The sequence below is a fragment of the Candidatus Pseudomonas auctus genome, assembly GCF_048654275.1.
Lineage (GTDB): Bacteria > Pseudomonadota > Gammaproteobacteria > Pseudomonadales > Pseudomonadaceae > Aquipseudomonas > Aquipseudomonas pharyngis.
The window spans coordinates 114,397-137,826 of sequence record NZ_JBJYZK010000012.1 but is presented as its reverse complement, the minus strand read 5'-3'; the positions used below and the strand labels follow the sequence as shown (position 1 = coordinate 137,826).

The window sequence follows — 23,430 nt, the reverse complement described above, 5'->3', positions numbered from 1 at the left end:
CAATAATGAAACAACAACACGTCAACAGTTATTACGCCGCCACCCGCAACGAAGTCATCGACTTCCCGACGCTTGAAGAGTCGGTGGACTGCGATGTCTGCATCATCGGCGCCGGCTATACCGGGCTGTCCTCGGCGCTGTTCCTGACCGAAGCCGGCTACAAGGTGACGGTGCTGGAAGCGGCGAAAGTCGGCTATGGCGCCAGCGGTCGCAACGGCGGCCAACTGGTCAACTCCTACAGCCGCGACGTCGACGTGATCGAAGAGCGTTACGGCGACAAGACCGCCGAAATCCTCGGCAGCATGATCTTCGAAGGCGCCGACATCATCCGTTCGCGCATCAAGGAATACGACATCAAGTGCGACTACCGCCCGGGCGGTATTTTCGCGGCGATGAACAACAAACAGCTCAAGGGCCTCGCCGAGCAAAAACGTAGCTGGGAACGTTACGGCAATAAAAACCTGAAGATGCTCGACGCTGCGGACATCCGCCGCGAAGTCGGCTCCGACGCCTACGTCGGTGGCCTGCTGGACATGCAGGGCGGCCACATCCACCCGCTGAACTTGGCTCTCGGTGAAGCCGCCGCCATCGTGCGTCTGGGCGGCAAGATCTACGAGCAGTCCGCTGCGGTGGAAATCAAATACGGCGAGCCCAACGTCGTACGCACCGCCAAAGGCCAGGTCCGCGCCAAGTACCTGCTGATCGCCGGCAACGCCTACCTGCCGCAAGGCCTCGACAACCGTGTGACCGCCAAGAGCATGCCGTGCGGCTCGCAGATCTGCGTCACCGAACCGTTGACCGAGAAACAGGCACGCAGCCTGATCACCAACAACTACTGCGTCGAAGACTGCAACTACCTGCTCGACTACTACCGTCTGACCGCCGACAACCGTCTGCTCTACGGCGGCGGCGTGGTCTACGGCGCCCGTGAACCGGACGACATCGAAACCCTGATCCGCCCGAAGATCCTCAAGACCTTCCCGCAGCTCAAGGACGTGAAAATCGACTACCGCTGGACCGGCAACTTCCTGCTGACCATGTCACGCATGCCGCAATTCGGCCGCATCGAGAAAAACGCCTACTACATGCAGGGCTACAGCGGCCACGGCGTCACCTGCTCGCACCTGGCCGGCAAACTGATCTCGGAAATGATCCGCGGTGATGCCGAACGCTTCGACGCCTTCGCCTCCCTGCCACACATGCCGATGATCGGCGGCCGCACCTTCTCCGCGCCGCTGACCGCTCTCGGCGCCGTGTACTACTCGCTGCGCGACCGTTTCGGCATCTGATTAACCTCGCCGGTGGCGCCCCCAAAAAGGGCGTCGCCGGCTTTTTCATGTGCCGTCCATCGAACCTGCTGAGCAACACCGACAAACGTGATTTAATAGCCGCCTTTCACGGTTCCGGGACACGGGAGCAACGTGATCCGCGCGCCTTGCGCGGCACCCGCCACCCACCCCCATCGCCCTTAAGTCGTTCTCACATAAGGCTGTCATGGATACGGGTTCTCGACTCAAACTAGTACGCGAAAGCTACAAACTCTCCCAGCGCGAGCTGGCCCGGCGTAGCGGCGTGACCAATGCCACCATCTCCCTGATCGAACAGAATCGTGTCAGTCCTTCCGTCAGCTCACTGAAAAAGCTGCTCGAAGGCATCCCGATGTCCCTGGCCGACTTCTTCACCTTCGACCAGCCCCCTCGCGAACACCAATACGTCTTCCGCGCCAACGAACAACCCGACCTCGGCCGCCACGGCCTGCGCCTGCTGCTCATCGGCGCCTCGGTCCCCAGCCGCCAGATGCGCTTGCTGCGCGAGCAATACGCGCCGGGCGCGAGTTCCGGGGAAGAGCCGATTGTTCACGCGGAAGGTGAGGAGTGTGGGTTGGTGACCCGTGGCACCGTGGAGTTGACGGTGGACGGGCAGGTGAGCGTGTTGAGTGCGGGGGATGGGTATTATTTTCCGACGACGCTGCCGCATAAGTTCCGGAATATTGGGGCGGATGAGGCGGAGATTATTAGTGCGAATACGCCGGCGAATTTTTGAGTTCGGATTTTATCAGTCCATAGTGCATCTAATAAGTTCTCAAGAGAAACCGCAAAAGTGCGGTTTCTCTTCTTCTGTCGTTATTTTCGAGGACAATAACCGTCGACTTTGTCCTTTTCTTGGCATTGCTCTGCATAAATCACTTTTTGCTCTTTCACAGACAACTCGGTGCTTGCAGGGCTAGCCAATGCTATGCCTGCGCACCCGATACTACTCATTGCGAAAAATAGTGAGGGAAGGATGATGGATTTTTTATTGATTTTCATGATTTTTCCTTTATTAAAATTATCTTGCATTTTTGCGAAGTAAACTTTTGTTATTCGCCAAGGCAGAGTCAATGAAATTCGCAGGAATGGCACCTGTAGGATCTGACAGGTTTCTAGAATGTTTTATAATTACAAATTAACTTTTAAGATGTTAATTAGACGTTGTGGCATACGTTGTGAGTTGAATATCAATTCCGCCGTCGCTAATCATCCTTCACATCTTGCACATCTTGCACATCTTGCACATCTTGCACAGCGAATCCAGCCCCCATCCCCGCCCCGGAACTTTCCTTAAAGCTGATGTCAATTTGATTGCGTGTCGCGACGCTCATGTCGAACGAGTCACCCAGTGCCAGGCTGTTTCCCGGCAAGCCCAAGGAAGTGTGAGATGAAACTGATTCTTGCGATGTTGTTGCTGTTCAGCGGTTACGTTTCCGCCAGTTGCTCCAGCATCAGTGATCACGACAAACGCAGTTATTGCCAGGCCAGGGAGGAAGGCAGCAGTTGTTCTTCCATCGGCGACCACGATTTGCGTTCGGCCTGCGAAGCGGAGAAAGGCAGTTCGTGCTCAAGCATTGGCGACCATGACCAACGCGCTTATTGCGAAGCCAAAAAGGGCAGCAGTTGTTCCTCCATCGGCGATCACGACCTGCGCGCGGCCTGTGAAGCGGAGAAAGGCAGTTCATGTTCAAGCATCGGTGATCATGACCAGCGGGCGTTTTGTGAAGCGAAGAAGGGCAGTAGTTGTTCGTCAATTGGCGATCATGATCTGCGCAGTCAGTGTGAAGCCATGAAACGCTGAATCCACCCGCCATTTAGAACCAAAAGGGACACCCATCGGTGTCCCTTTTTCATGCGCGCTTGAACGCCGTTATTTCGCTTTCCAATGTCCACCCCCGTTCTCGCAATCAATCCGCGCCTGCGGCAGATGCTCTACGTCATAGTAATAGGTGGTCACTTGCGCACTGTCCGGAATGTTCAGGGCCTTGGCGTTTTTGTCTTTGCTGGTGGAGTGTGGGTTGGCCAGGGATTCCTGGGTGAGGGTGGCAATGCACGAGGCCTGATAGTGGTCGGCGCAGTGTTCGACTTTGGTTTTGCTGCTGTTGAGCATGTCCTTGCTTTCGTTGCTGCATGACCAGTCGATGGCGTTGACCGGCATGCCTTCGTATTCGTAGCAGCTGTGCGTCTCGACGGCGGGCACCGAGGGGCTGGAGGAGCGGGTCTTGACGTCGCAGCCCTCGGCCATGACGCAGGTTGGGACAACGCTGAATGTGGCGATCAGGAGCAACAGTCGGATGTTCATCGCGGAACTCTCCCATGGCCCCGTGTTTGATCGTGAGCGGGGCGCTTATGGTTTCGAGATGGGGCGGGCGCGGGAGGTTCCATCAGGATTTTGATTTGCGCCGGGCGCACAGAGTGAGAAACAATCGGACACACTTAGCACCCAAGGATTGGAGCAGTGCGCATGATTCAAATCGGCAGCCGCCACAACGCCCCCACGCCGCAGCACAAAACCCAGGACATCTACATCTTCAGCATCGACCTGTCTCGCCCGGCGACGCCGTTCTGCTTCGAGCAGTCGATTGGCGGCGGGCATGTCGAGCAGGGTGGTGCGCGGTGGTTGGCGCTGGATGAGCTGGATGGCTGGCCCGGCGAGTGGCGTGAGCATTTGAAGAAGGCCGGATGCGCCTGGGTGGCCGAGTTGCTGGACGCTCATTCGGGGGAGAGTCAGGCTGATCTGGTCTCGCTGATCCTCCAGCGCTATGCCGAGCCGGCGCAGCCATCCGGGCGTTTGCAGGCGATTGGGCGCTGGTTCAAGCGTCACTTCTATATTGGCGGCCGGTACGGCGTCTGACCCGAGGAAAAGCCCATGACTCAGACACTGGAACGCGCCATCGCCATTGCCGCCACGGCCCACGCGGGGCAGGTGGACAAGGGGGGTGCGCCGTATATTTTGCATCCGCTTAAGGTCATGTTGCGCATGAGCAACTTGGAAGAGCGCATCGTCGCGGTGCTGCACGATGTGGTCGAGGACTGCGGCATCAGCCTGGAGGATTTGCGCAAGGAAGGTTTCAGCGAAGCTGTTTTGTCCGCCATCGAATCGGTGACCAAAGTGCCCGGCGAATCCTACGAGGACTTCGTCGAGCGCGCGGCGCAGAACCCGATCGGGCGGGTGGTGAAGCTGGCGGATCTGGAAGAAAACAGCGACCTGTCGCGGATTGCCTCGCCGAGTTGGGAGGATTTGGAGCGGATCGAAAAGTATCGGCGGGCGATTGGACGGCTGCGCGCCTGACCTAACTGAAAAGCACCTTGAATAGCCAGGAAGGCGACCATGAAATCCATTCTGTGTTTGTTGATTGCTGCCGGATTCGGCGCGCTGTTGCAGTTCGAAGGCGTGCCCCACGGGTTGCTGCTGGGCTCGATTCTTGTGACGGCACTGGTCGTCACCAAATTCAAATTCGCGCCAGCGACGCCCTATGGCTTGGGCTACATCCAGGTCACGCTGGGCATCGCTACCGGGTTGATGTTTGAAGCGTGGGACAGTGCGACGGTATCGACGATGTTGCCGAGCCTCGGCGTGTTGCTGCTGTGCCTGGCAGTGCAAGTGGCGCTGGCCGCCTGGTGGCTGGCGCGCGGGGCAGGGTGGAATCGCACGGATGCTTTGCTGGCCGTTTATCCGGGTGCGCTGGCGGCGGTGTTCGATTTGCTGGAATCGCATCAGGCGTCGAGCAAGGTGATCATCGTGCACTTGATGCGGCTGCTGCTGATCACGGTGCTGGTGAGTTTGCTGATTCCGGGACCGGCACCGGTTGCCGTGGCCGAGGTCGACCCATTGTCGACGGGCATGGCGCTGACCGTGCTGGCAGTGATCGGTTTGAGCGTGGTGGTCGGGCGGTTGTTGCTGGCCGTTGGCGTGCCGGCGCCGTTCATGTTGACGGCAATCATCATCACCGCCGTATTCGTGAAATCAGGATGGCTGCAGGGCTTTCACATGCCGGACTGGAGTCTGAATCTGGCGGCGCTGATTCTCGGTGTGCGGATCGGCTCCCGATTCCAGGGATTGGGCCTCGCGGAACTGGGACGTCATGGTCGCACGGCATTGGTGTCGGTGGGTTTGATGATTTTGGTCGCGGCGGTTTTTGCATTGGCGGCGGCACGGTTGCTGGGCAGCGATGCGTTGTCGCTGTGGCTCGCCTACATGCCGGGGGCCATCGAGACCATCGCAATCGTGGCGTTCGCCGGCGGGCTGAATGTGGTGTTTATCCTCACCCACCATCTGGCGCGGATGGTGGTGCTGCACTTCGCGCCGGCGTTGCTGGTGCAGGTGCGGCGGGTGCGGGAGGACGCTTGAGCACGGGCATTGTGCCCCGTGAACTACACTCCCAGATTACCCCGCCCCCCAGGCAAGCCCCGCCGCGTCGGAGGTCATCATGTTCCGCCATTCACTGTTCCTCGCAGCGTGCCTGTGCGCCACGCAGGCCAGCGCTGAATCCGTCGTCCCGCTCAAGGGCCAGACTTCCCAGCAAACCCAGATCGACATCAACGATTGCCATTCCATCGCGTCCACCTCAACCACGTCGACACCCCAGGCCGGCGGTCGGTTGAAGGGCGCTGCCGTGGGTGCCGCTGCCGGCGCCACCGCAGCTGAAGTGCGCGGCCGTCAGCACGACGAGTTCTATGAAGCCGTGGACGATGACCGCAAGCAGGATTACCGCCAGAACCGCGCCAAAGAGACGGCTGCGGCGGGTGCGGTGGTTGGCGGTGCGCGGCAGCGGCAGGATCGGCGCGAGCAGCGGCGGACCGATGCTTCAGCCAGTTCAAGCGCCTACACCGGTTGCCTGCAGGGGCGGGGTTATCAGGTCACGCCCTGACGGCTTTCCCGGTGCGCGACGAGCAGGTGCATCATCACGCCGCTGTAGAGCGTCACCAGAATGAACAACCCCATCCGCACCGCAAACGCAGTGTAAACATCCTTGCCCGCCGCGCTGTCCTCCACCGACTGGCCGAGCAGGATGATCATGGTGATCAGGGTGTTGAGCCAGAACCCCGGGGTCAGTTGCGTCGGGTGCAGTCGATAGAGTTTGCGCGCCAGAAACAGCCCGAACAGCAGCATCCACAGAAAGAACATCCACAGGTGCACGAACAGGCTCAACGCGCACCAGAACAGCACCGCCAGCAGCCCGCCGAGCAAGGTCGAACCGAGCAGTTCGCGCCCGGCGTGATGCGTGCGAGTGGTGGTGCTTTGCTGGCCGAGGCTGACGGCTTTGAGGATGATCGGCAGGTAGCTGGCCGGGTCGATCAGCACCAGCAGGAAGGTCGGCAGCACGATCAATGTTGCGCGCATCGCTACGCGGGGCACGTCTTCGGCGGGCAGGGCGGGAGCGGATGGTGGCGCGGGGCTGTTGGCCGGTTCCGGGAACAGGACATGGCTCAGGCCAACGATGACGACGGCCAGCAACAAGCCTTTGACCAGCGCGCCGATCACCGCCATGGCCAGTTCGAATGAGGCAAAACCGGCGGCGGAGATCATGGTCATGCCGATCACCAGAAACGTCATGATCAGCACATTGCCGCCGCGCAAGCCGTAGGTGAACACCAGAAACAGACCGACACCGATCAGCAGCACGCCGCACACCGGGTAATAACGCAGCAACGGCACCAGCAACAGCCCGAGACTGGTGGTGAACGCCGCGACCAATGTCAGCACCAGCGCCATTTTGACTGGCAATGGCCGGGGCATGCTGGCCAGCAGCAACACCGCGAGCACCGGTGACAGAAACGACAGCGGCAGAGCGAGGCCGTAACTGGCGGCGGTACACAACGCCGTGCCGCAGGCCAGGCGCAAGGCCCGTTGCGCCGGAACGCTGCGTTCAGTAGGCATACGATAGCCAGCTCATCAACCAGACAAACATCCGCCCGAGTGGATTGAGCAGATTGCCCTCGCTGGGAAACGCCATGACTTCCGCCTGCCCGCCGGCGCGAATCGAACGGCTCTCGAACAGACGCTTCTTCGCCTCTTCGCTGAACTCGATGATCACCGGAAAACGCTGGGCCGGACGCAGCCAGTCGCGGCTGTTCTGGATCGTCGGCAGGGTGCCGGGCGGCGGTGTCTGGCCGACGCTGACGCCATAACCGACGCTGCGCACCCGGCCATCGAGCACTTCGCCGGGCAGGGCGTCGAGGATGATCGACACCGGCGTGCCGGGCTTGATCCGGCCGAGGTTGTTCTCGGTGAGGTCGGCGCTGACCCACACGTCCTGGATCGTGATTAGCGTCATCACCGGGCTGCCGGCAGCGGCGAACTGGCCGACATCGGTGCGCAGGTCGGTGATCAGGCCCGCCGAACGCGCGCCAATGCGGGTGTTGGCCAGATCCAGTTCGGCCTTGGCCAGCGTGGCGGCGGCGCTGAGCAGTTTGGCGTTGGTATCGGTGTTGCCGCCTTCTTGCTCTTGGGCGCGCAGCACTTCGGCCCGAGCGGCGGCGACTTGGCTGACAGCGGCCTCGTGATTGGCCCGGGACACTTCCAGCAGCCGAACCGAAACCGTGCCCGGATCTTCTTTGTACAAGCCTTCCAGCCGTCGAATGTCCTGGCGCGTTTTGAGTTCATTGGCTTGCGCCGCACGCAAAGACGCCTGTGCCGAAGCGATGCCCGCGGTGCTGGCGCCGACCGTGCGCCGGGTGTTTTCCAGATCGGCGCGGGCCCGGTCGACAGCAATTTGCAGCGGCTGCGGATCGAGCTCGAAGAGGATGTCGCCGGCCTGCACGTCCTGATTGTTGCGCACGTTGACCTTGATCACCCGGCCCGCGACTTCCGCTGCCACCGGGATCACGAATGCGCCGACCCGCGCCTGTTGGGTGTAGGGCGTAAAACGGTCGGCCAGCAGATACCAGACCAGGCTCAGCACAATCACCAGCAGCACCCAGCGGATGCCTTTTTTCGCCGGATCCGGCGGCGCTTCATCACTCATGGCGGTCTACCTGCGAGGGAATCGGATAGGTCGGTTGCGGCGGCGGGGCGCTCAGCAGACCGCCCCAGTCGGTGCGTTGCTGCATCTGCTGCCGGGTCGCTGAATCAATCTGCGGCCCGGCGCTTTGCCAGCCACCGCCGACGGCACGGTACAGGGCGATCAGATTGCTCACGGCGTTACTGCGGCTGACCAGATAGTTGTCCTGTAGCTCCAGCAACGCACGTTGGGCATCGAGCACTCGCTGAAAGTCTGAATAACCTTCGCGATATTGAGTGTTGGCCAGCACCAGCGAACGTCGCGCCGCGCCTTCGGCCTCGCCGAGAATGCGTTCGCGCTCCAGCGCTTTGGTCAGGCCGCTGGCGGCGTCGTCGGCCTCGCGGGCAGCCTGGCGGACCTTGTCGCGATAGGCTTCGATCAGTTGCTGCAAGCGCGCATCCTGTACGCGGATGTTGTTGTGGATGCGACCGTAATCGAACAGGTTCCAGCGTAGGCTCGGGCCGCCGATCAGGTCGAGGCTGCGCGGGGTGCTGCCGAGGGTGTCGCTGGACCAGACGATGCTGCCGAGCAGGGTCAGCGAGGGGTACAGATCGGTTTCAGCCACGCCGACCAGCGCCGATTGCGCGGCCACGTTCAGCTCTGCCGCGCGGACATCGGGACGGCGCAGCAGCAGGTTGGCCGGGACATCCTGCAACACGGCGCGATCCACCAGCGGAATCAGCCCCGGTTGCTCCGCCAGAAACGCCGCGCCACCGGGCGGCTGGCCGACCAGCACCGCCAGCGCATTGCGGGTGCGTAGCAACTGGTCTTCGAACGCCGGAATGCTGCTCAGGGTGCCGAGGTATTGGGTTCTGGCCTGTTGCAGGTCGAGTTCGGCGGTCTGGCCGCTGCGAAAGAGTTTTTCGGTGATCTCGAAATTGCGTTTTTGTTGAGCGGCGTTTTCCCGAGCGACCCGCAGCCGGGCTTCGGTGGTGCGCAGGGCAAAGTAGGTATCGGCCACTTGAGCGCGCAGCAGCACGAGGGCGTCTTCGTAGTTGGCCTGGGCGACGAAGTAGCTGGCGTCGGCGGATTCGATGGCACGGCTGAAGCGCCCCCAGAAATCCAGTTCCCAGCCGACATCGAATGCGGCGCTGTGTTGCCAGAAGTGCAAGTCCTGCGGGTTGTTGCCGCCGGATTGGTTGCGGTCGATGTACAGGCTGTCGGCGCTGGCCTGTTGCAGCTGCGGGTAGCGACCGCTGTCGGCGATGCCCAGTTGCGCGCGGGCTTCGAGGACCCGCAGGCCGGCGATCTTCAGGCTGCTGTTGTGGGCTTCGGCGTCGCTGATCAAACGGTCGAGGATCGGATCGGCAAACACCTGCCACCACTGGCGCAGATCCGGCACGGTGCCGCGTTCGCTGGCCTGCTCCAGCGCCGGACTTTGCCACTGCTTGCTCCAGTCCTGCGCCGGTGGCTGGAAATCCGGGCCCAGCCGCAGGCAGCCGCCAAGGCCCAGCGCACCGAGCAACAGCAGGTGGCCGGGACGGATCAGCAGGGCTGGCGTTGCAGGCATACCGGGAGGCCCCAGCGGGAGATGTCACTGGAGCATAGACCGCAGATTGCGGGTTGTTCGAAGCAATCAGCTGCTACGCTTTTTCAGGCGAACGCCACCGAACCCCGCCCCGGATAAAAAGGTAGGAAGCCATGGACACTGCTCAAGAACCGCTTGCCCCCACCAGCGCCAGTTGGCGTTTCAAGGTCGGTGTGGCAATCATCTGCCTGATGCTCGGTTCGTGGCTGATGGTGCCGATTGCCGCCGCCCTCGACGTGCCGGGCTCGAAAGTCGCGGCGCTGACCGGGGTGCTGTTCATCAGCAATAAAGTGCTGTTGCTGCTGGTGATCGCGGTCATGGGCAAGGCCGGGTTCGCCGAACTCAAGCGCACGATCGGCCACTACATTTCCGGCGTGATTCCGACCCCGGTGGCCGAAGTCAGCCCGATGCGCCACAAGATCGGCGTGGTGATGTTCTGCCTGCCGCTGCTGTCGTCCTTCCTGGAACCGTATTTCGACAACTTCTTCCCCGGCGTGCGGCCCAATCTCTGGCAGTTGCAGGCGCTCGGCGACTTGATGTTCATCGGCAGCTTCTTTGTGCTGGGCGGCAATTTCTGGGACAAGGTGCATGCACTGTTCGTGCGCAAAGCGCGGGTGGTGGTGGAATGAAAACAGGGGGCATAAGCCCCCCCTGTGTCATTTGAGGTGGGCGGCGAAGCCCTCGCTGCCTGGCGCAATGTCGTCCTTTAAAGTCAGCGACGGAATCTCGTAATCACCGCCATTCTGCTGCCGATACGCGATCGGCCGCGTGCTCCACAGTTCATCGAGCCGCGTGCCCAGCGCCTCACAGGTCTGGGCAAACCGGGCTTCATCCATCCGGCTGGTGCGGTACACCACGAAGGGCGGCATCACGTCAAAGCCAGGGTAGTAGAGGATTCCGTGCTGGATGGGGAACAGCACGTCGTCGATCGGGCCGTTGATCCCGCGCGGGCTGTAGTGTGATTCCCAGCCTCCGGTGGTGACCATCAGCATGGCCCGCTTGCCTTTCAGGTGGCCTTCACCGTAGCGGTCGCCCCAGCGAGCATCGGAATGCTCGCCCACGCCGTAGGCAAATCCGTAGGCATACACGCGCTCGACCCAGCCCTTGAGAATCGCCGGCATGGAGAACCACCACAGCGGGAATTGCAGGATCAGTGCGTCGGCCCATTGCAGTTTTTCCTGCTCGCGGGCGATGTCGGCGGCTTGTCGGCCCTGCTCGAAAGCAAGTTTCGAATCGAGGGAGGCATGAAACGGCCGGCTCGTGTCGCGACCGGGACTGTCGTCGGCGTCGAGGGTGGTTTTCCAGTTCATCGCATAGAGGTCGGAGACCTGCACGGTATGGCCGGCGGCTTGCAGGCGCTGGACGGTGAAGTCTTTGAGCGAGCCGTTGAGTGAGGTCGCTTCGGGATGGGCATAGACCAGAAGTACATTCATGTTGAAGCTCCGTTGCTGTGTGACAGCAGGATCGACGTTTGCCGGGTATATTGGAAATGAATGTCTGATATGTCTGGTATAGCCATGAATAATTTGAGACGGCTGGATATCAACCTGCTGCTGACCCTCGATGTGTTGCTCGCGGAGCACAACGTCACCCGTGCCGCCCAGCGGCTGAACCTGTCGCAGCCGTCGGTAAGCGTGCATCTGGCCAAGTTGCGGGACATCTTCGGCGATCCGCTGTTGCTGCCCGGCCCACGAGGCATGCGTCCGACGGCGCGGGCGGATGAGCTGCGCGAGCCGTTGCGGGACGCACTGGAGGCGCTGGAACGAGCGGTGGCGCCGGCCAGGCCGTTCGACCCGGCGCAAGCGACGAATACCTGGAAAATCGCGGCAACGGACTACGGCGGGTCGACCATTGTCCTGCCGGGCCTGAACGGTTTGCGCAGGCAGGCACCGGGCACACGGCTGGCGGTGATCGACCTGATGCCCAGAGAAATGGTCAAGCAGGCGGAGCAGGGGGTGTTCGATCTGGCATTGCACATCACCGAAGACGCGCCACTGGAGTTGTATCAGCGCCGGCTGTTCACCGAGCGTTATGTGTTGGCCGGACGAGTCGGGCATCCGGGCCTGAACGCCAGACCGACTCGCGAACAGTTCTGCGCGCTGGAACACGTCATGGTGTCGCGCGAGGGCGGGGGCTTTTTCGGGGTGACGGACAAGGCGCTGGCCGAAGTGGGCCTGTCGAGAAAAGTCGTGCTGTCGGTGCCGCACTTTCTGTTGGTGATGTCGGTGCTCGCCAGCACTGATCTGGTGGCGATGCTGCCGTCACGCCTGGTGCGTGACAACCCTGCACTGCAAGTGGTCGCTGCGCCGCTGGAGGTGCCGGGCTACGAGATGGCGATGTTCTGGGGCGAACGATCCCATCGTGATCCAGCGCACAGATGGTTGCGCGAACACTTGGCGGCGTCGGTGTGAATCAAGCGTGGCCGAGGGCAATGGCAAACGACACGACGACCATGCAGGCGAAAGCGAAATTGAGGTTCATGGGGGTGTTCATCCTGGTCCTTTTGAAAGTGGGGCCATTCTGCCGGGGGCGGGTCGAAAAAAAAAATTCCGCTTTGTGATTCCAATGATCGAAGCCATTGATACCGGCGTTGTGTTTGCCTGTTTGCTTGGCTAAGCTCGCGCAAACCTGCAATTAAAAGCACAAACAGGCAAAACCATGCACGATCACTCCGCTTCCGAGCTTCCCTCCCTGCGCCGGCAGAAAATCCTTCTGATCCTCGAACGTGACGGCAAGGTCATGGCGTCCGAGTTGAGCCAGCATTTTGCAGTGTCCGAAGACACTATCCGCCGCGATCTGGCCGAGCTGGATAACGCCGGACTGGTGCAGCGGGTGCACGGCGGCGCGTTGCCGCGGCCCAAGGACACCGGCAAGGATTACTTCACCCGGCTGGATGAAATCGACGAGGTGAAAATCCGCCTGGCGCAGTTGGCGGCGCAGCAGGTACAGAACGGGCAGACGGTGATGTTCGATTCCGGTTCCACCTCGTTGCAGGTAGCGCGCTCGTTGCCCAGGGATATCAACCTCACGGCGGTCACGGCGTCACCGATGACGGCGATCGCGTTGTCAGAATATCCGGGCATCAAGGTGATTCTGGCGGGTGGGCAGCTCAATCCGAAAACCATGTCGGCTGGCGGTCACGAGGCGCTGCGGCTGCTGTCGGGGATCAAGGCGGATCTGGCGATCACCGGGGTCTGCGCGATTCATCCGGAGGTGGGCATCACCTCGCTGCATTTCGATGAAGTGCCGGTCAAGCAGGCGCTGCTCGACTGCGCGGCGCGGGTGATTGCCGTGACCACGGCGGACAAGCTCGGCGCGGTGGAGCCGTTTGTGGTCGCGCCGTGCGAGCGCTTGCACACGCTGATCACCGAACGGCATGTGGCGTCGGGGAGTGTCGAGGATTATCGGCGGTTGGGGATTGAGGTGGAGCAGTTGCTTGACTGAGTTTTTGCGGCAAAAAGAGGCCCCATCACTGGCGATGGGGCCCGCTCGATCAGCGCAGTTTTTCCAGCATCTGGTAGTACCACATGCCCGCCGCCAACATCGGATTTCCCAGCAGATCGCCCATCGGCACGCGAATGTGCGAGCACGCGGCAAACGTGTCGAACTGCTGCATCTGCCCGGTGATCGCCCGGCTCATGATTTCGCCCATGATGTGGGTCGTGGCGATGCCGTGGCCGGAGTAGCCCTGGCAATACCAGACGTTGTCCGAAAGCTTGCCCAGTTGCGGAATGCGGTTGATGACGATGCCCATCGCGCAGCTCCACTGGTAGTCGATCTTCACCCCTTTGAGCGCCGGGAAGGTCTGTTCGATGCACGGCCGCAGTTCGCCGGCGATGTCCCGTGAATCCTTGCCGCTGTAGTTGGCGCCGCCGCCGAACAGCAGGCGGCTGTCGGCGGTGAGGCGGTAGTAGTCGAGGACGAAGCGGCAGTCGTAAACGGCGAGGTCTTCGGGGTTGATCTGTTTGGCCAGATCCCCCAGCGGTTCGGTGGTGACGATGCCGCCCATGGCCGGGAAGATTTTGCCCTTGAGTTGGCCTGGTTCGAGTTTGTGATAGACGTCGCCCGCCAGTAGCACCTGATTGGCGTCGATCTGGCCGTGTGCGGTGCGTACGCCAGGGCTGTCGCCGTGAATGATCTCCAGCACTTCACTGTTTTCGAAGATCAGCGCGCCGAGGCTTTCCGCCGCCCGCGCTTCGCCGATGCACAGGTTGAGTGGGTGCAAATGCATGTTGCGGGTGTTCTTGATTGCGCCGTGGTAGAGATCGCTTTGCAACAGGTCGCGCACCTGGCTGCGGTCGAGCAGGCTGACTTCATCACCCATGCCGCGACGCACGGCTTCGTCGTAGTCGCTGCGCAAACCGGCCATGTGGCTCGGCTTGTACGCGGCGTGCAAGTGGCCGTGCTTGAGGTCGCAATCGATGGCGTATTTCTCGACCCGCTGCTTGATGATTTCGTGGCCGCGCCAGCGCAGGTGCCAGATGAAATCATCGACCTCATCGCCCAAGGTGTTGCGCATCTGTTTGCGCATCGCACCGTCGCCGGACAGGCTGCCGGTGACCTGCCCACCATTGCGCCCGGTGGCGCCCCAGCCAATCTTTTGGCTTTCGACGATGGCGACTTTCAGGCCTTTTTCGGCCAACTCGACGGCTGTGGCGACGCCGGTAAAACCGCCGCCGATGATCACCACATCGACCTTGTGCCGACCTTGCAGGGTCGGGTAGTCGGTGTCGCAGTTGAGGGTCGCGGTGTAGTAGGAATTGCTGCGTTCAGTCATTTCAGTGTCCAGATTCGGGAGTCGGTGCACGGACCCTGTGGGAGCGGGCTTGCTCGCGAAAGCGATGTGTCAGTCACCTGAAGTGTTGGATGTGACGACGCCTTCGCGGGCAAGCCCGCTCCCACAGGGGGAGTTGTGAAAGATCAGGCCTCTGTGAGGTACCAGCGCCAGTCCTGCTCACCCACTTCGGCCATGAACTGCCGGTATTCCGCGCGTTTCACTGCCAGATACACCCCGAGAAATTCCTGCCCCAAGGCATCCCGCGCCCACACCGAATTTTCCAGCGCCGTAAGCGAGGTCAGCCAGTCGGTCGGCAGCAATTCTTTCGCCTGCGCGTAACCGTTGCCTTCCACCGGTTCACCCGGATCGATGTCCTCTTTTATCCCGCGATGAATGCCCGCCAGGATCGCTGCCGCTGCCAGATACGGGTTGGCATCGGCGCCGCAGATGCGGTGTTCGATGTGCCGGGTGTTGGCCGGACCGCCGGGCACGCGCAGGCTGACGGTGCGGTTGTCGACGCCCCAGGTCGGTGCCAGTGGCGCGTAGCTGTTGGCCTGGAAACGGCGGTAGGAGTTGGCGTTCGGGCAGAACAGCAGCAGCGAATCGAGCAACGAGGCGAGCATCCCGCCAATCGCCGTGCGCAGCAGCGGGGTGCCGGCCGGGTCTTCGGAAGCAAACAGATTGCGCCCCTCGGCATCGGCGAGGCTGACGTGCATGTGCATGCCAGTGCCGGCCAGGTGATCGAACGGCTTGGCCATGAACGTCGCCTGCATCCCGTGCTTGTGCGCCACGGCTTTGACCAGCCGTTTGTAGCGCACGGCCTGGTCCATTGCTTCCAGCGCATCGCCGTGTTCGAGGGTGATTTCCACCTGGCCCGGCGCGTATTCCGAGATTGCCGTACGCGCCGGAATGCCGTGCAGTTTGCAGGCGCTGTAGAGGTCGGCAAGGAACGGTTCGATCTGCTCCAGCTCACGCAAACCGTAGACCTGCGTGTGTCGCGGTCGCCCACCGTCGGCATCCAGCGCCGGTTGCGGACGGCCGTTGTGATCGCGTTTGGCGTCGAGCAGATAGAACTCCAGCTCGCAGGCCATGACCGGGTGATAACCCTCGGCCTTCAGGCGGTCGATAACCTTGATCAACAGGTGGCGCGGGTCGGCGATGCTCGCTGGCATGCCTTGTTCCGGGTGCATGCTGACCTGCACCGCCGCAGTCGGAATCTGCCGCCACGGCAGGCGCACCAGACTGCCTTCCAATGGGTATGCGCGGCAGTCGATGTCGCCGACGTCCCACACCAGGCCTGAGTTTTCCACGTCTTCGCCATGCACGGTCAGGCCGAGAATGGTGCTCGGCAGCGGGCGGCCGCTTTCGTACACGGCGAGCAGTTCTTCGCGGTGCAACAGCTTGCCGCGCGGCACGCCGTTGGCGTCGAGGATGAACAGCTCGATCATGTCGATGTCGGGGTTCTGCTCGAGAAAGTGACGGGCGTCTTCAATGGCTGCGAATTTCATAATCAATCACTCACGATGGCGCCGCACAGGCGCGCAGATTCGGGCCGGACGCAGCTCGGCAAAAGGCGCGGGCGTCCTGGCAGGGATATCGAAAAAAGAGGGGGAGCTGTCGCGGTTTTTTATCGGCGCGATCAGACAGGCAGGCAGATATCCGGCGGGCGTGCGGAGTGACGCAGCTTGGAACGGCTCAGGGCCATGGGGAGATTGACGATGCGATTCATGCGCGGCCCCTGTGAAGGAGGGCGCACAGTGCAGAGACGTTCAACGATTCTGATTGTTGTGGTGACGTGCTCATGACGCGTGTTTCCGTTGGCGGAAAACGTCGGCGGCGGGAGTGTCCCGCCAAGCCGGTGTGGCTGGATAGTAAGGGGGAATCCCCGGATAAGTAAACGCCTGTTTCCGCAGGCGTTGGCGTGCACCCCGGTTCAACGCAGCAGATAAAACCCCAGCCCGACGAGGGCGCAAACGATCAACACCTCGATCACGCCGCGCTTGAAAAAGAACAGGGCGACGGCGGCAGCCAAGGCCAGCAGGATCGAGAAAATGTCCGGTTGCCCGGCGAATCCATTGGGCCAGAACACGTGCCAGGCAAAGAAACACTCCAGATTGAGGATCACCCCGACCACCGCCGCCGTGATCGCGGTCAGCGGCGCGGTGAACTTCAGTTCATTGTGCGTCGACTCCACCAACGGCCCGCCGGCGAGGATGAACAGGAACGAGGGCAGAAAAGTGAACCAGGTCACCAGCGTCGCGGCCAAGGCTCCGGCGGCGAACGCGTGTTCCGGGCCGAACGTCGGTTGCACGTAAGCGCCGACGAACCCGACAAACGCCACGACCATGATCAGCGGTCCCGGCGTGGTTTCGCCCAGGGCCAGGCCGTCGATCATCTGCGTTGGCGTCAGCCAACCGTAATGCCCGACCGCGCCCTGATACACGTAGGGCAGCACGGCGTAGGCGCCGCCGAACGTCAGCAGCGCCGCTTTGGTGAAGAACCAGCCCATCTGCGTGAAGGTGCCGTCCCAGCCGAACAACGCGGTCAGCAACGCCATGGGCAGACACCATAGCAACGCACCGATCAGCGCCAGACGCAGCAGCCTTGGCAAGTTGAACTGCGCATGTTCGGGCGGCGGTGTGTCGTCATCGATCAGCGCCGGGCCGAAGGATTTTTCGCCGCCGCGATGGCCGCCGTTGCTGAACCGCTGCGGCGCCCAGCGTCCGCCGAAATAACCGATCAATGCCGCGCCGAGCACGATCAGCGGGAATGGTACGTTGAAGGCAAAAATCGCCACGAACGCCGCCCCGGCGATCGCCCATAACCAACTGTTCTTCAACGCTCGCGAACCGATGCGATGGGCCGCGTGCAACACAATCGCGGTCACCGCCGGTTTGATTCCGTAAAACACCCCGGCTACCGCCGGCACATCGCCGAACGCGATGTAGACCCACGACAGAGCGATCAGAATCAGCAGCGAAGGCAATACAAACAGCACTCCGGCCAATATGCCGCCAGGGGTTCGGTGCAGCAGCCAGCCGATGTAAGTCGCCAGTTGTTGGGCCTCGGGGCCTGGCAGCAACATGCAGTAGTTGAGCGCATGCAGGAAACGTCGCTCCGAGATCCAGCGCCGGCGCTCCACCAGTTCCTGATGCATGATCGCGATCTGCCCGGCAGGGCCGCCGAAGCCGATGCAGCCGAGTTTGAGCCAGAACGGCCAGGCCTGGCGCAGGGTGATGGGTTGAGGACGGGGCAAGTCTTTTGGCGTTTGGCTCAAGTGTGGCTCCCGAGTTGAGTTGTGGTGGAGCGGCTATCTAATCAGGCTTTTGTTAAGGAGTGGTATCGAGATTGCAGCCCTCACCCCAGCCCTCTCCCGGAGGGAGAGGGGGCCGACCGAGGTGTCTTGCGTCATACATCGACCTGAAGAATCGAGTCGATTATGGATTCAGCACACCGCCCTCAGACTGGCATCCGGATTCAACACTATGCGTTCAGTTCAGTATTCGGATTCGGCAAACTGCCCTCAGACTGGCATCCGGATTCAGTCCTATGCGTTCAGACCGGCATCCGGATTCAACGCTATAGGTTCAGGTCGGCGTAGTACTGCAATATCCCCGGGTCGGTTCCCTCTCCCTCTGGGAGAGGGCTAGGGTGAGGGCTTTCGGTCTTCAGGCATGCGCCAGACTCCAGCGAAACGCCGCATTTTGATCACTCTCCCGCGCCTCGACCCAATGCGAACCCTCCGGCGTGGTCTCACGTTTCCAGAACGGTGCACGCGTCTTCAGCACATCCATGATGAACGCACAGGCCTCGAACGCCGCATGCCGATGCTTGCTGCTGACGCCAACGAACACGATCGGTTCGGTCACTGACAGCGCGCCGACCCGATGCACAATCTCCACCGCCAATAGCGGCCAACGCTCTCGCGCCTGTTCGGCGATCTGCTCCAGAGCCTTCTCGGTCATGCCCGGATAATGCTCCAGAAACAGCTCGGTCACCGACTGCCCGACGTTCAGATCCCGTACATAACCAATGAAATTCACCACCGCGCCCACCCGTGGATTGCGCGCATGCAGATCGGCAATCAACTGACCGGCATCGAAGCCTTTACGCTGGACTCGAACACCCATGTTTCAACCCCCCGTGACCGGCGGGAAAAACGCAATCTCGTCGAAATCCTCGATTGCCTGATCCGGCTGACACAGTTCCTGATTCACCGCGCACATCAGGTTGCCGGCGCCGAGCACTTCACGCCAGACATCGCCGCGCTGCATCAGCATCTGCCGCACGTCCTCGACACAGGCGAGGGTGTCGCTGGCCGGAATCTTTTCACCGCCCAGATTGAGCCGGTCACGGTAGCTGGCGAAGTAGTTGATCAGAATCATTTCGGGTTCTCCCATTGAAAGTGGCCGGAGCGGCCGCCCTGTTTGCTGAGCAGGCGGATGTCGCCGATAACCATCGCCCGGTCCACCGCTTTGCACATGTCGTAGATCGTCAGCGCGGCGACGCTGGCGGCGGTCAGAGCTTCGAGTTCAACGCCGGTCTGGCCGGTGAGGCGGCAGGTGCTGGTGATCTGCACACGGTCCGGTTCGCAGGCCTTGAGTTCGACGTGGATCGAACTGAGCAGCAGCGCATGACACAGCGGAATCAACTCGTGGGTACGCTTGGCCGCTTGAATCCCGGCGATCCGCGCCACGGCGAACACATCGCCCTTGGGGTGGCCGTTGGACTGGATCATTTGCAGGGTTTCCGGGCGCATCTGCACCCAGGCTTGCGCGGTGGCTTCGCGGCGGGTGGCGGCTTTGTCGCTGACGTCGACCATGTTGGCGCGGCCCTGATCGTCGAGGTGGGTGAGGGTGTTGCTCATGCGGTGGGCTCCTGGATCGGGCTGTAGATTCGCGGGGCATTGCGGTGCGGGACGTGGATCAGGTTCAAGCGGTGCTTGAGCGCCCAGCGCACGGTCAGCGCGGTGGGGGCAGACAGGCTGACAAGGGTGCCGAGGCGGGCGCGCACGGCTTTGTGGATCAGTTCGAGGCTGCAACGGCTGGTGACCACGACGAAGCCCTGACGCGCATCGAGACCTTCGAATTGCAAGGCGCCGATCAGCTTGTCGAGGGCGTTGTGGCGGCCGATGTCTTCGCGGCACAACAGCGCTTCGCCGTCGGCGTCGAAGTACAGCGCCGCGTGCAGGGCACCGCTGCTGCGGGCCAGTTGCTGGGCCTGTTCGATGCGCTGGCGGATGCCGTTGAAATGCGCGGCGGGTGGCAACGGTGTCGGGATCAGGATCTCCAGTTGCGGCAGCGCCTGCTCAAGGGCTTCCACGCCGCAGAGGCCGCAACCGCTGGTGCCCGCCATCTGCCGGCGATGATCCTTCAGGGCCCAGAACGCGCGGCTGGAAATCTGCACGTCGGCCTGGCAGGCCTGGTCGAAATGGGTCAGGCGGATGTCGTGGATATCGTCGAGGCGGTCGACGATGGCATTGCTCAGGCTGAAGCCGCGAATGAAGTCTTCGATGTTGCCTGGAGAGACCATCATCACCGCCTGATTCAGGCCGTTGTAGCTGATGGCCAGGGCGATTTCCGCCGCCAGCGCCGCGTGGGACAACGGCGCGTCGTCGAGGTATTCGCGGTAGGCCACTTGCGCCGGTTGTGGCGCGGGGGCGTTGGCGTCGCCCGGTTCGATGAGTTGTTCAACTTGGCACAGCATCTTGAAAAGTCCCCGAAGCGCTGAAGTGAGTTCAGGCTACGGGGCAGGGAATAGTGCGTCCAATCGCTTGTTCCGATGCAGTGATTGGCTTGGTCGATGACCGCAGGCGGACCTGAAGTCGTTGCACCGAAGTGCAACGTTTCAGGCAACTTGGGGAGGGTTAAACGACGGGCGCCTCGATCCCGAACATCTTGCGCGCCTCGGCAAAACACTTCTCGGCAATCGCCGAGCGCGGTTCGGTCTTGCGCATCACCAGCCCCAGCGGCGCGAGTACGCTGGCATCCGGCAGGTTGATGAAAGCCAGGTGTTCGATCGGCTCCTCCAGCCCGCTGTCCAGCGGCATGATCGAGCAGCAGAAGCCCTGGTGAATCGCCTGCAGCAGTTGATAGGTCGAGTCGCTTTCCAGGATCGGCTGCGGATTCAACCCGCGACTGCGGAAACTCAGGTCGATGGATTTGCGGTAGTGCATGCCGGTAGTGATCATCCCCAGCGGCAGTTCGGCGGCGTCTTCCCAGCTCATTTCCGGGCCTTCGAAATGGAAGTGGCGGGTGTCGTAGAGCAGGCCGACACGGGTTTCGCCAATCTCGAAGAACTCGAAATAGTTCGGGTTGACGTGGTCCAGATAACACACGCCCAGGTCCAGCTGATTGTTGCCCAGGCCTTCGATGATCTCGTCCGAACTCAGCGACGACAGGCTGTATTTCAGCTCCGGATAAGTCCCGGACAAACCCTGAATGTAATTGACCGGATTGAAGTTGCTCAGCGGCACCAGCCCCAGCCGCAGGCTACCCACCAGTTGCCCCCGGCAGGCAGCGGCTTCGGCAAACAACCCGTCGTGGGCCGCCAGCAGCGTGCGGGCCCAGGCCAGTACGCGCTCGCCGGCCTGGGTGAAACCTTCGAAGCGCTGGCCGCGATTGACCAGCACCAGATCCAGCTCGTCCTCCAGATTGCGCAGGCGCATCGACAGGGTCGGCTGGGTGATGTGGCAGCGCGCGGCGGCCTGGCCGAAGTGGCGGGTTTCGTCCAGCGCGATCAGGAACTTGAGTTGTTTGATGTCCACGACGGCACCTGCTCGATAAGGAATTTTGATTGAGTATTGACGCAGATGCGTACAGCGCACGGAAAGCGCAGGGAACGACGATCCCACTGATGGTTTTTTTCGTCCAATCGGCAGTGTTTAAGAGCCTATCGAGGGTTTCGATGACCCCCGGTTTCATTGGGCCGGACAGTGGTCGAGGGGCTGAAAAAAAACACCGATAGAGCAGGTCGATAGTGTGGTTGGCCAGAGTGATTAGACAGTCCTCACAGGCGGCACTTAGGCTCGTCATCCATTGAATTGACGACGGCCGGAGAGTGCCATGAGTGTGAAATCGGATGCCTTGTTCGTTCCCCTGAATATTGCCGTGCTGACGGTCAGCGATACCCGCGATTACGCCAGCGACACCTCCGGCCAGTTGCTGGTCAGCCGCCTGCTGGAGGCCGGCCACACCTTGAGCGAACGCAACCTGCTCAAGGACGACCTGTACAAGATCCGCGCCCAGGTCGCGCAGTGGATCGCCGACGACGGCATTCAAGTGGTGCTGATCACCGGCGGCACCGGGTTCACCGGGCGTGACAGCACCCCGGAAGCCGTGGCTTGCCTGCTGGACAAGCAGATCGACGGTTTCGGCGAACTGTTCCGCGCCATCTCGATTCTCGACATCGGCACCTCGACCGTGCAAAGCCGTGCGCTGGCCGGGCTGTCCAACGGCACGCTGGTGTGCTGCCTGCCGGGTTCCACCGGCGCTTGCCGCACCGCGTGGGAAGGCATCCTCGCCGAACAACTGGATAACCGTCACCGCCCGTGCAACTTCGTTCCGCACCTCAAGCCGGTGCAAGCCTGCGGGCCGCGCGGATGAGCAAGCCGGGATTGATGCCGGTCGAGGACGCCCTCGACCAACTGCTGGCGATGGCTGATGAACAACGCCTGCCGGACAGCGAATCGGTGCCGCTCAATGAAGCGCGCGGGCGCGTGCTGGCCAGCGATCTGGTCGCCACCCTCGACCTGCCGCCGTGGCCGAACAGCGCCATGGACGGTTATGCCTTGAACCTCGCCGATCTGCAACGCCAGCCGTTGAGCGTGTCGCAGCGGGTCTACGCCGGGATGGCGCCGGACGCCTTGCTATCCGGCACCTGCGCACGGATTTTCACCGGTGCGCCGTTGCCCATGGGCGCCAATTGCGTGGAGATGCAGGAAAACGTCGAAGTGCTGGAGGACGGTCGCGTACGTTTCCTGCAACCGCTGAAGGTCGGCCAGAACATCCGTCCCCAGGGCCAGGAAAACCGCGTCGGCGACACCTTGCTGCGCGCCGGCAAACGCCTCGGCCCGTTCGAGCTGGCCGTCGCCGCAGGGCAGGGCATGACCCATTTGCCGGTGGTGCGTCGTCCGCGCGTGGCGTTGCTGTCGACCGGGGATGAACTGGTGGAACCGGGCCAGCCCTTGCGTCCCGGTAGCATCTACAACAGCAACCGCACCTTGCTCGACCACTGGTTGCGTGAACTGGGTTGCGAAGTGATCGACGCCGGGATTCTGCCCGATCGTCCGGCGCAGACCCGGCTCAAACTCGAGCAACTGCAAGTGGCAGCCGATCTGATTCTGACCACCGGCGGCGTGTCTGCCGGTGACGCCGACTGCCTCGGTCAGGTGCTGCGTGACAACGGCAAACCGTTGCTGTGGAAACTCGCGATCAAACCCGGCAAACCGCTGACGGTCGGCCATTTCGGCACAGTGCCGGTGATCGGCCTGCCCGGCAATCCGACCTCGGCACTGGTGACCTTCGGCCTGCTGGCGCGCCCGTACCTGCTGCGCATTCAAGGCGTGGAAGAGGTGATGCCGCTGAGCTTCACGGTCAACGCCGGTTTCGACTGGCCGAAACCCGGCAGCCGTCGCGAATACCTGCGGGTGCGTCTGGAGGGCGGGCAGGCGGCGCTGTATCCGAACCAGAGTTCCGGTGTGCTGCTCGGCGTGACCTGGGCCGACGGATTGGTGGAAATTCCGGAGAACAGCACCTTGCAGCTCGGTGATCCGCTGCGTTTCATTCCGTTCGGCGAGCTGTTCTGAGCGCG

The 23,430-nt window shown here is 61.9% G+C and carries 27 protein-coding genes; 13 read left to right on the top strand and 14 right to left on the bottom strand.

What is annotated here, in order from left to right; all coding sequences use genetic code 11:
- Positions 1-5 precede the first annotated feature (5 nt).
- Entirely contained in the window at positions 6-1,289 is a 1,284-nt protein-coding gene (locus ACKUG4_RS21180) for an NAD(P)/FAD-dependent oxidoreductase (protein ID WP_445434766.1), read from the top strand.
- 205 nt (positions 1,290-1,494) lie between these two features.
- On the top strand, positions 1,495-2,043 hold the full coding sequence (locus tag ACKUG4_RS21175) for a cupin domain-containing protein (protein WP_011333561.1): 549 nt from the start codon (positions 1,495-1,497) through the stop codon (positions 2,041-2,043).
- A gap of 80 nt (positions 2,044-2,123) precedes the next feature.
- Here the strand turns inward: ACKUG4_RS21175 and ACKUG4_RS21170 are convergent, their stop codons facing one another.
- Entirely contained in the window at positions 2,124-2,309 is a 186-nt protein-coding gene (locus ACKUG4_RS21170) for a hypothetical protein (RefSeq protein WP_064595400.1), read from the bottom strand.
- A gap of 388 nt (positions 2,310-2,697) precedes the next feature.
- On the opposite strand from ACKUG4_RS21170, the gene ACKUG4_RS21165 reads away from it, so the two are divergent.
- A complete protein-coding gene (locus tag ACKUG4_RS21165; RefSeq protein ID WP_064595408.1) occupies positions 2,698-3,111 on the top strand; it encodes a hypothetical protein in 414 nt (137 codons plus the stop codon).
- A 69-nt stretch (positions 3,112-3,180) separates the two neighbouring features.
- Here the strand turns inward: ACKUG4_RS21165 and ACKUG4_RS21160 are convergent, their stop codons facing one another.
- A complete protein-coding gene (locus tag ACKUG4_RS21160; RefSeq protein WP_236190657.1) occupies positions 3,181-3,612 on the bottom strand; it encodes a hypothetical protein in 432 nt (143 codons plus the stop codon).
- A gap of 162 nt (positions 3,613-3,774) precedes the next feature.
- On the opposite strand from ACKUG4_RS21160, the gene ACKUG4_RS21155 reads away from it, so the two are divergent.
- The 4 genes from ACKUG4_RS21155 to ACKUG4_RS21140 all read left to right on the top strand — a co-directional run bounded on the left by ACKUG4_RS21155 (position 3,775) and on the right by ACKUG4_RS21140 (position 6,181).
- Complete coding sequence (locus ACKUG4_RS21155) at positions 3,775-4,164, top strand: hypothetical protein (RefSeq protein WP_445434789.1); 390 nt, start codon at positions 3,775-3,777, stop codon at positions 4,162-4,164.
- A gap of 15 nt (positions 4,165-4,179) precedes the next feature.
- Positions 4,180-4,602: an HD domain-containing protein gene (locus ACKUG4_RS21150; protein ID WP_445434765.1), complete on the top strand. Its 423-nt coding sequence runs from the start codon at positions 4,180-4,182 to the stop codon at positions 4,600-4,602.
- 39 nt (positions 4,603-4,641) lie between these two features.
- A complete protein-coding gene (locus tag ACKUG4_RS21145) occupies positions 4,642-5,661 on the top strand; it encodes an AbrB family protein (RefSeq protein WP_445434764.1) in 1,020 nt (339 codons plus the stop codon).
- A 79-nt stretch (positions 5,662-5,740) separates the two neighbouring features.
- Positions 5,741-6,181, top strand: coding sequence for a hypothetical protein (locus ACKUG4_RS21140; RefSeq protein WP_445434763.1), 441 nt, complete (start codon positions 5,741-5,743; stop codon positions 6,179-6,181).
- On the opposite strand, the gene ACKUG4_RS21135 is transcribed toward ACKUG4_RS21140, so the two are convergent.
- Genes ACKUG4_RS21135 through ACKUG4_RS21125 form a run of 3 tightly spaced genes read right to left on the bottom strand, consistent with a single transcriptional unit; the run spans position 6,166 to position 9,824 of the window.
- Complete coding sequence (locus ACKUG4_RS21135) at positions 6,166-7,191, bottom strand: DUF2955 domain-containing protein (protein WP_445434762.1); 1,026 nt, start codon at positions 7,189-7,191, stop codon at positions 6,166-6,168. The genes ACKUG4_RS21140 and ACKUG4_RS21135 overlap by 16 nt on opposite strands.
- Positions 7,181-8,278, bottom strand: coding sequence for an HlyD family secretion protein (locus ACKUG4_RS21130; protein ID WP_445434761.1), 1,098 nt, complete (start codon positions 8,276-8,278; stop codon positions 7,181-7,183). Before ACKUG4_RS21130 ends, ACKUG4_RS21135 begins: the two co-directional genes overlap by 11 nt.
- The gene (locus ACKUG4_RS21125; RefSeq protein ID WP_445434760.1) at positions 8,271-9,824 is read right to left on the bottom strand and encodes an efflux transporter outer membrane subunit; all 1,554 of its coding nucleotides are present in this window, start codon (positions 9,822-9,824) and stop codon (positions 8,271-8,273) included. Before ACKUG4_RS21125 ends, ACKUG4_RS21130 begins: the two co-directional genes overlap by 8 nt.
- 131 nt (positions 9,825-9,955) lie before the next feature.
- Between ACKUG4_RS21125 and ACKUG4_RS21120 the strand changes: the two genes are divergently transcribed.
- Positions 9,956-10,471: a transporter suffix domain-containing protein gene (locus tag ACKUG4_RS21120; protein WP_445434759.1), complete on the top strand. Its 516-nt coding sequence runs from the start codon at positions 9,956-9,958 to the stop codon at positions 10,469-10,471.
- 27 nt (positions 10,472-10,498) lie between these two features.
- Here ACKUG4_RS21120 and ACKUG4_RS21115 read toward each other — a convergent pair whose 3' ends face one another.
- On the bottom strand, positions 10,499-11,275 hold the full coding sequence (locus ACKUG4_RS21115; RefSeq protein ID WP_064595425.1) for an NAD(P)H-dependent oxidoreductase: 777 nt from the start codon (positions 11,273-11,275) through the stop codon (positions 10,499-10,501).
- 84 nt (positions 11,276-11,359) lie between these two features.
- Here ACKUG4_RS21115 and ACKUG4_RS21110 point away from each other — a divergent pair, with 84 nt between their 5' ends.
- Genes ACKUG4_RS21110 through ACKUG4_RS21100 form a run of 3 tightly spaced genes read left to right on the top strand, consistent with a single transcriptional unit; the run spans position 11,360 to position 13,286 of the window.
- The gene (locus ACKUG4_RS21110; RefSeq protein WP_178076196.1) at positions 11,360-12,253 is read left to right on the top strand and encodes a LysR family transcriptional regulator; all 894 of its coding nucleotides are present in this window, start codon (positions 11,360-11,362) and stop codon (positions 12,251-12,253) included.
- A 7-nt stretch (positions 12,254-12,260) separates the two neighbouring features.
- Complete coding sequence (locus ACKUG4_RS21105; protein ID WP_445434758.1) at positions 12,261-12,458, top strand: hypothetical protein; 198 nt, start codon at positions 12,261-12,263, stop codon at positions 12,456-12,458.
- A 42-nt stretch (positions 12,459-12,500) separates the two neighbouring features.
- Positions 12,501-13,286 carry a DeoR/GlpR family DNA-binding transcription regulator gene (locus ACKUG4_RS21100; protein ID WP_445434757.1) on the top strand — a complete coding sequence of 262 codons (786 nt, stop codon included), beginning with the start codon at positions 12,501-12,503 and terminating at the stop codon, positions 13,284-13,286.
- A 49-nt stretch (positions 13,287-13,335) separates the two neighbouring features.
- Here ACKUG4_RS21100 and ACKUG4_RS21095 read toward each other — a convergent pair whose 3' ends face one another.
- The 8 genes from ACKUG4_RS21095 to ACKUG4_RS21060 all read right to left on the bottom strand — a co-directional run bounded on the left by ACKUG4_RS21095 (position 13,336) and on the right by ACKUG4_RS21060 (position 21,385).
- Entirely contained in the window at positions 13,336-14,619 is a 1,284-nt protein-coding gene (locus tag ACKUG4_RS21095; protein ID WP_445434756.1) for an NAD(P)/FAD-dependent oxidoreductase, read from the bottom strand.
- Positions 14,620-14,762: 143 nt separating this feature from the next.
- Positions 14,763-16,127, bottom strand: a complete 1,365-nt coding sequence (locus tag ACKUG4_RS21090) for a glutamine synthetase family protein (RefSeq protein WP_064595435.1) — start codon at positions 16,125-16,127, stop codon at positions 14,763-14,765.
- Positions 16,128-16,552: 425 nt separating this feature from the next.
- Entirely contained in the window at positions 16,553-17,896 is a 1,344-nt protein-coding gene (gene chrA / locus ACKUG4_RS21085) for a chromate efflux transporter (RefSeq protein WP_445434755.1), read from the bottom strand.
- Positions 17,897-18,287: 391 nt separating this feature from the next.
- A complete protein-coding gene (moaE, locus tag ACKUG4_RS21080; protein WP_102717759.1) occupies positions 18,288-18,749 on the bottom strand; it encodes a molybdopterin synthase catalytic subunit MoaE in 462 nt (153 codons plus the stop codon).
- 3 nt (positions 18,750-18,752) lie between these two features.
- A complete protein-coding gene (locus tag ACKUG4_RS21075; RefSeq protein WP_007957033.1) occupies positions 18,753-19,004 on the bottom strand; it encodes a MoaD/ThiS family protein in 252 nt (83 codons plus the stop codon).
- Positions 19,001-19,486: a cyclic pyranopterin monophosphate synthase MoaC gene (gene moaC / locus ACKUG4_RS21070; RefSeq protein ID WP_445434754.1), complete on the bottom strand. Its 486-nt coding sequence runs from the start codon at positions 19,484-19,486 to the stop codon at positions 19,001-19,003. The genes ACKUG4_RS21075 and moaC overlap by 4 nt, the downstream gene beginning before the upstream one ends.
- Complete coding sequence (gene fdhD, locus ACKUG4_RS21065) at positions 19,483-20,325, bottom strand: formate dehydrogenase accessory sulfurtransferase FdhD (protein ID WP_445434753.1); 843 nt, start codon at positions 20,323-20,325, stop codon at positions 19,483-19,485. Before fdhD ends, moaC begins: the two co-directional genes overlap by 4 nt.
- A gap of 160 nt (positions 20,326-20,485) precedes the next feature.
- Positions 20,486-21,385 (bottom strand): LysR family transcriptional regulator, encoded by a 900-nt coding sequence (locus tag ACKUG4_RS21060; RefSeq protein ID WP_445434752.1) that lies wholly within the window; start codon positions 21,383-21,385, stop codon positions 20,486-20,488.
- A gap of 298 nt (positions 21,386-21,683) precedes the next feature.
- Between ACKUG4_RS21060 and moaB the strand changes: the two genes are divergently transcribed.
- Positions 21,684-22,223 (top strand): molybdenum cofactor biosynthesis protein B, encoded by a 540-nt coding sequence (moaB, locus tag ACKUG4_RS21055; RefSeq protein ID WP_039770868.1) that lies wholly within the window; start codon positions 21,684-21,686, stop codon positions 22,221-22,223.
- A complete protein-coding gene (locus ACKUG4_RS21050; RefSeq protein WP_445434788.1) occupies positions 22,220-23,425 on the top strand; it encodes a molybdopterin molybdotransferase MoeA in 1,206 nt (401 codons plus the stop codon). The genes moaB and ACKUG4_RS21050 overlap by 4 nt, the downstream gene beginning before the upstream one ends.
- Positions 23,426-23,430: the final 5 nt, after the last annotated feature.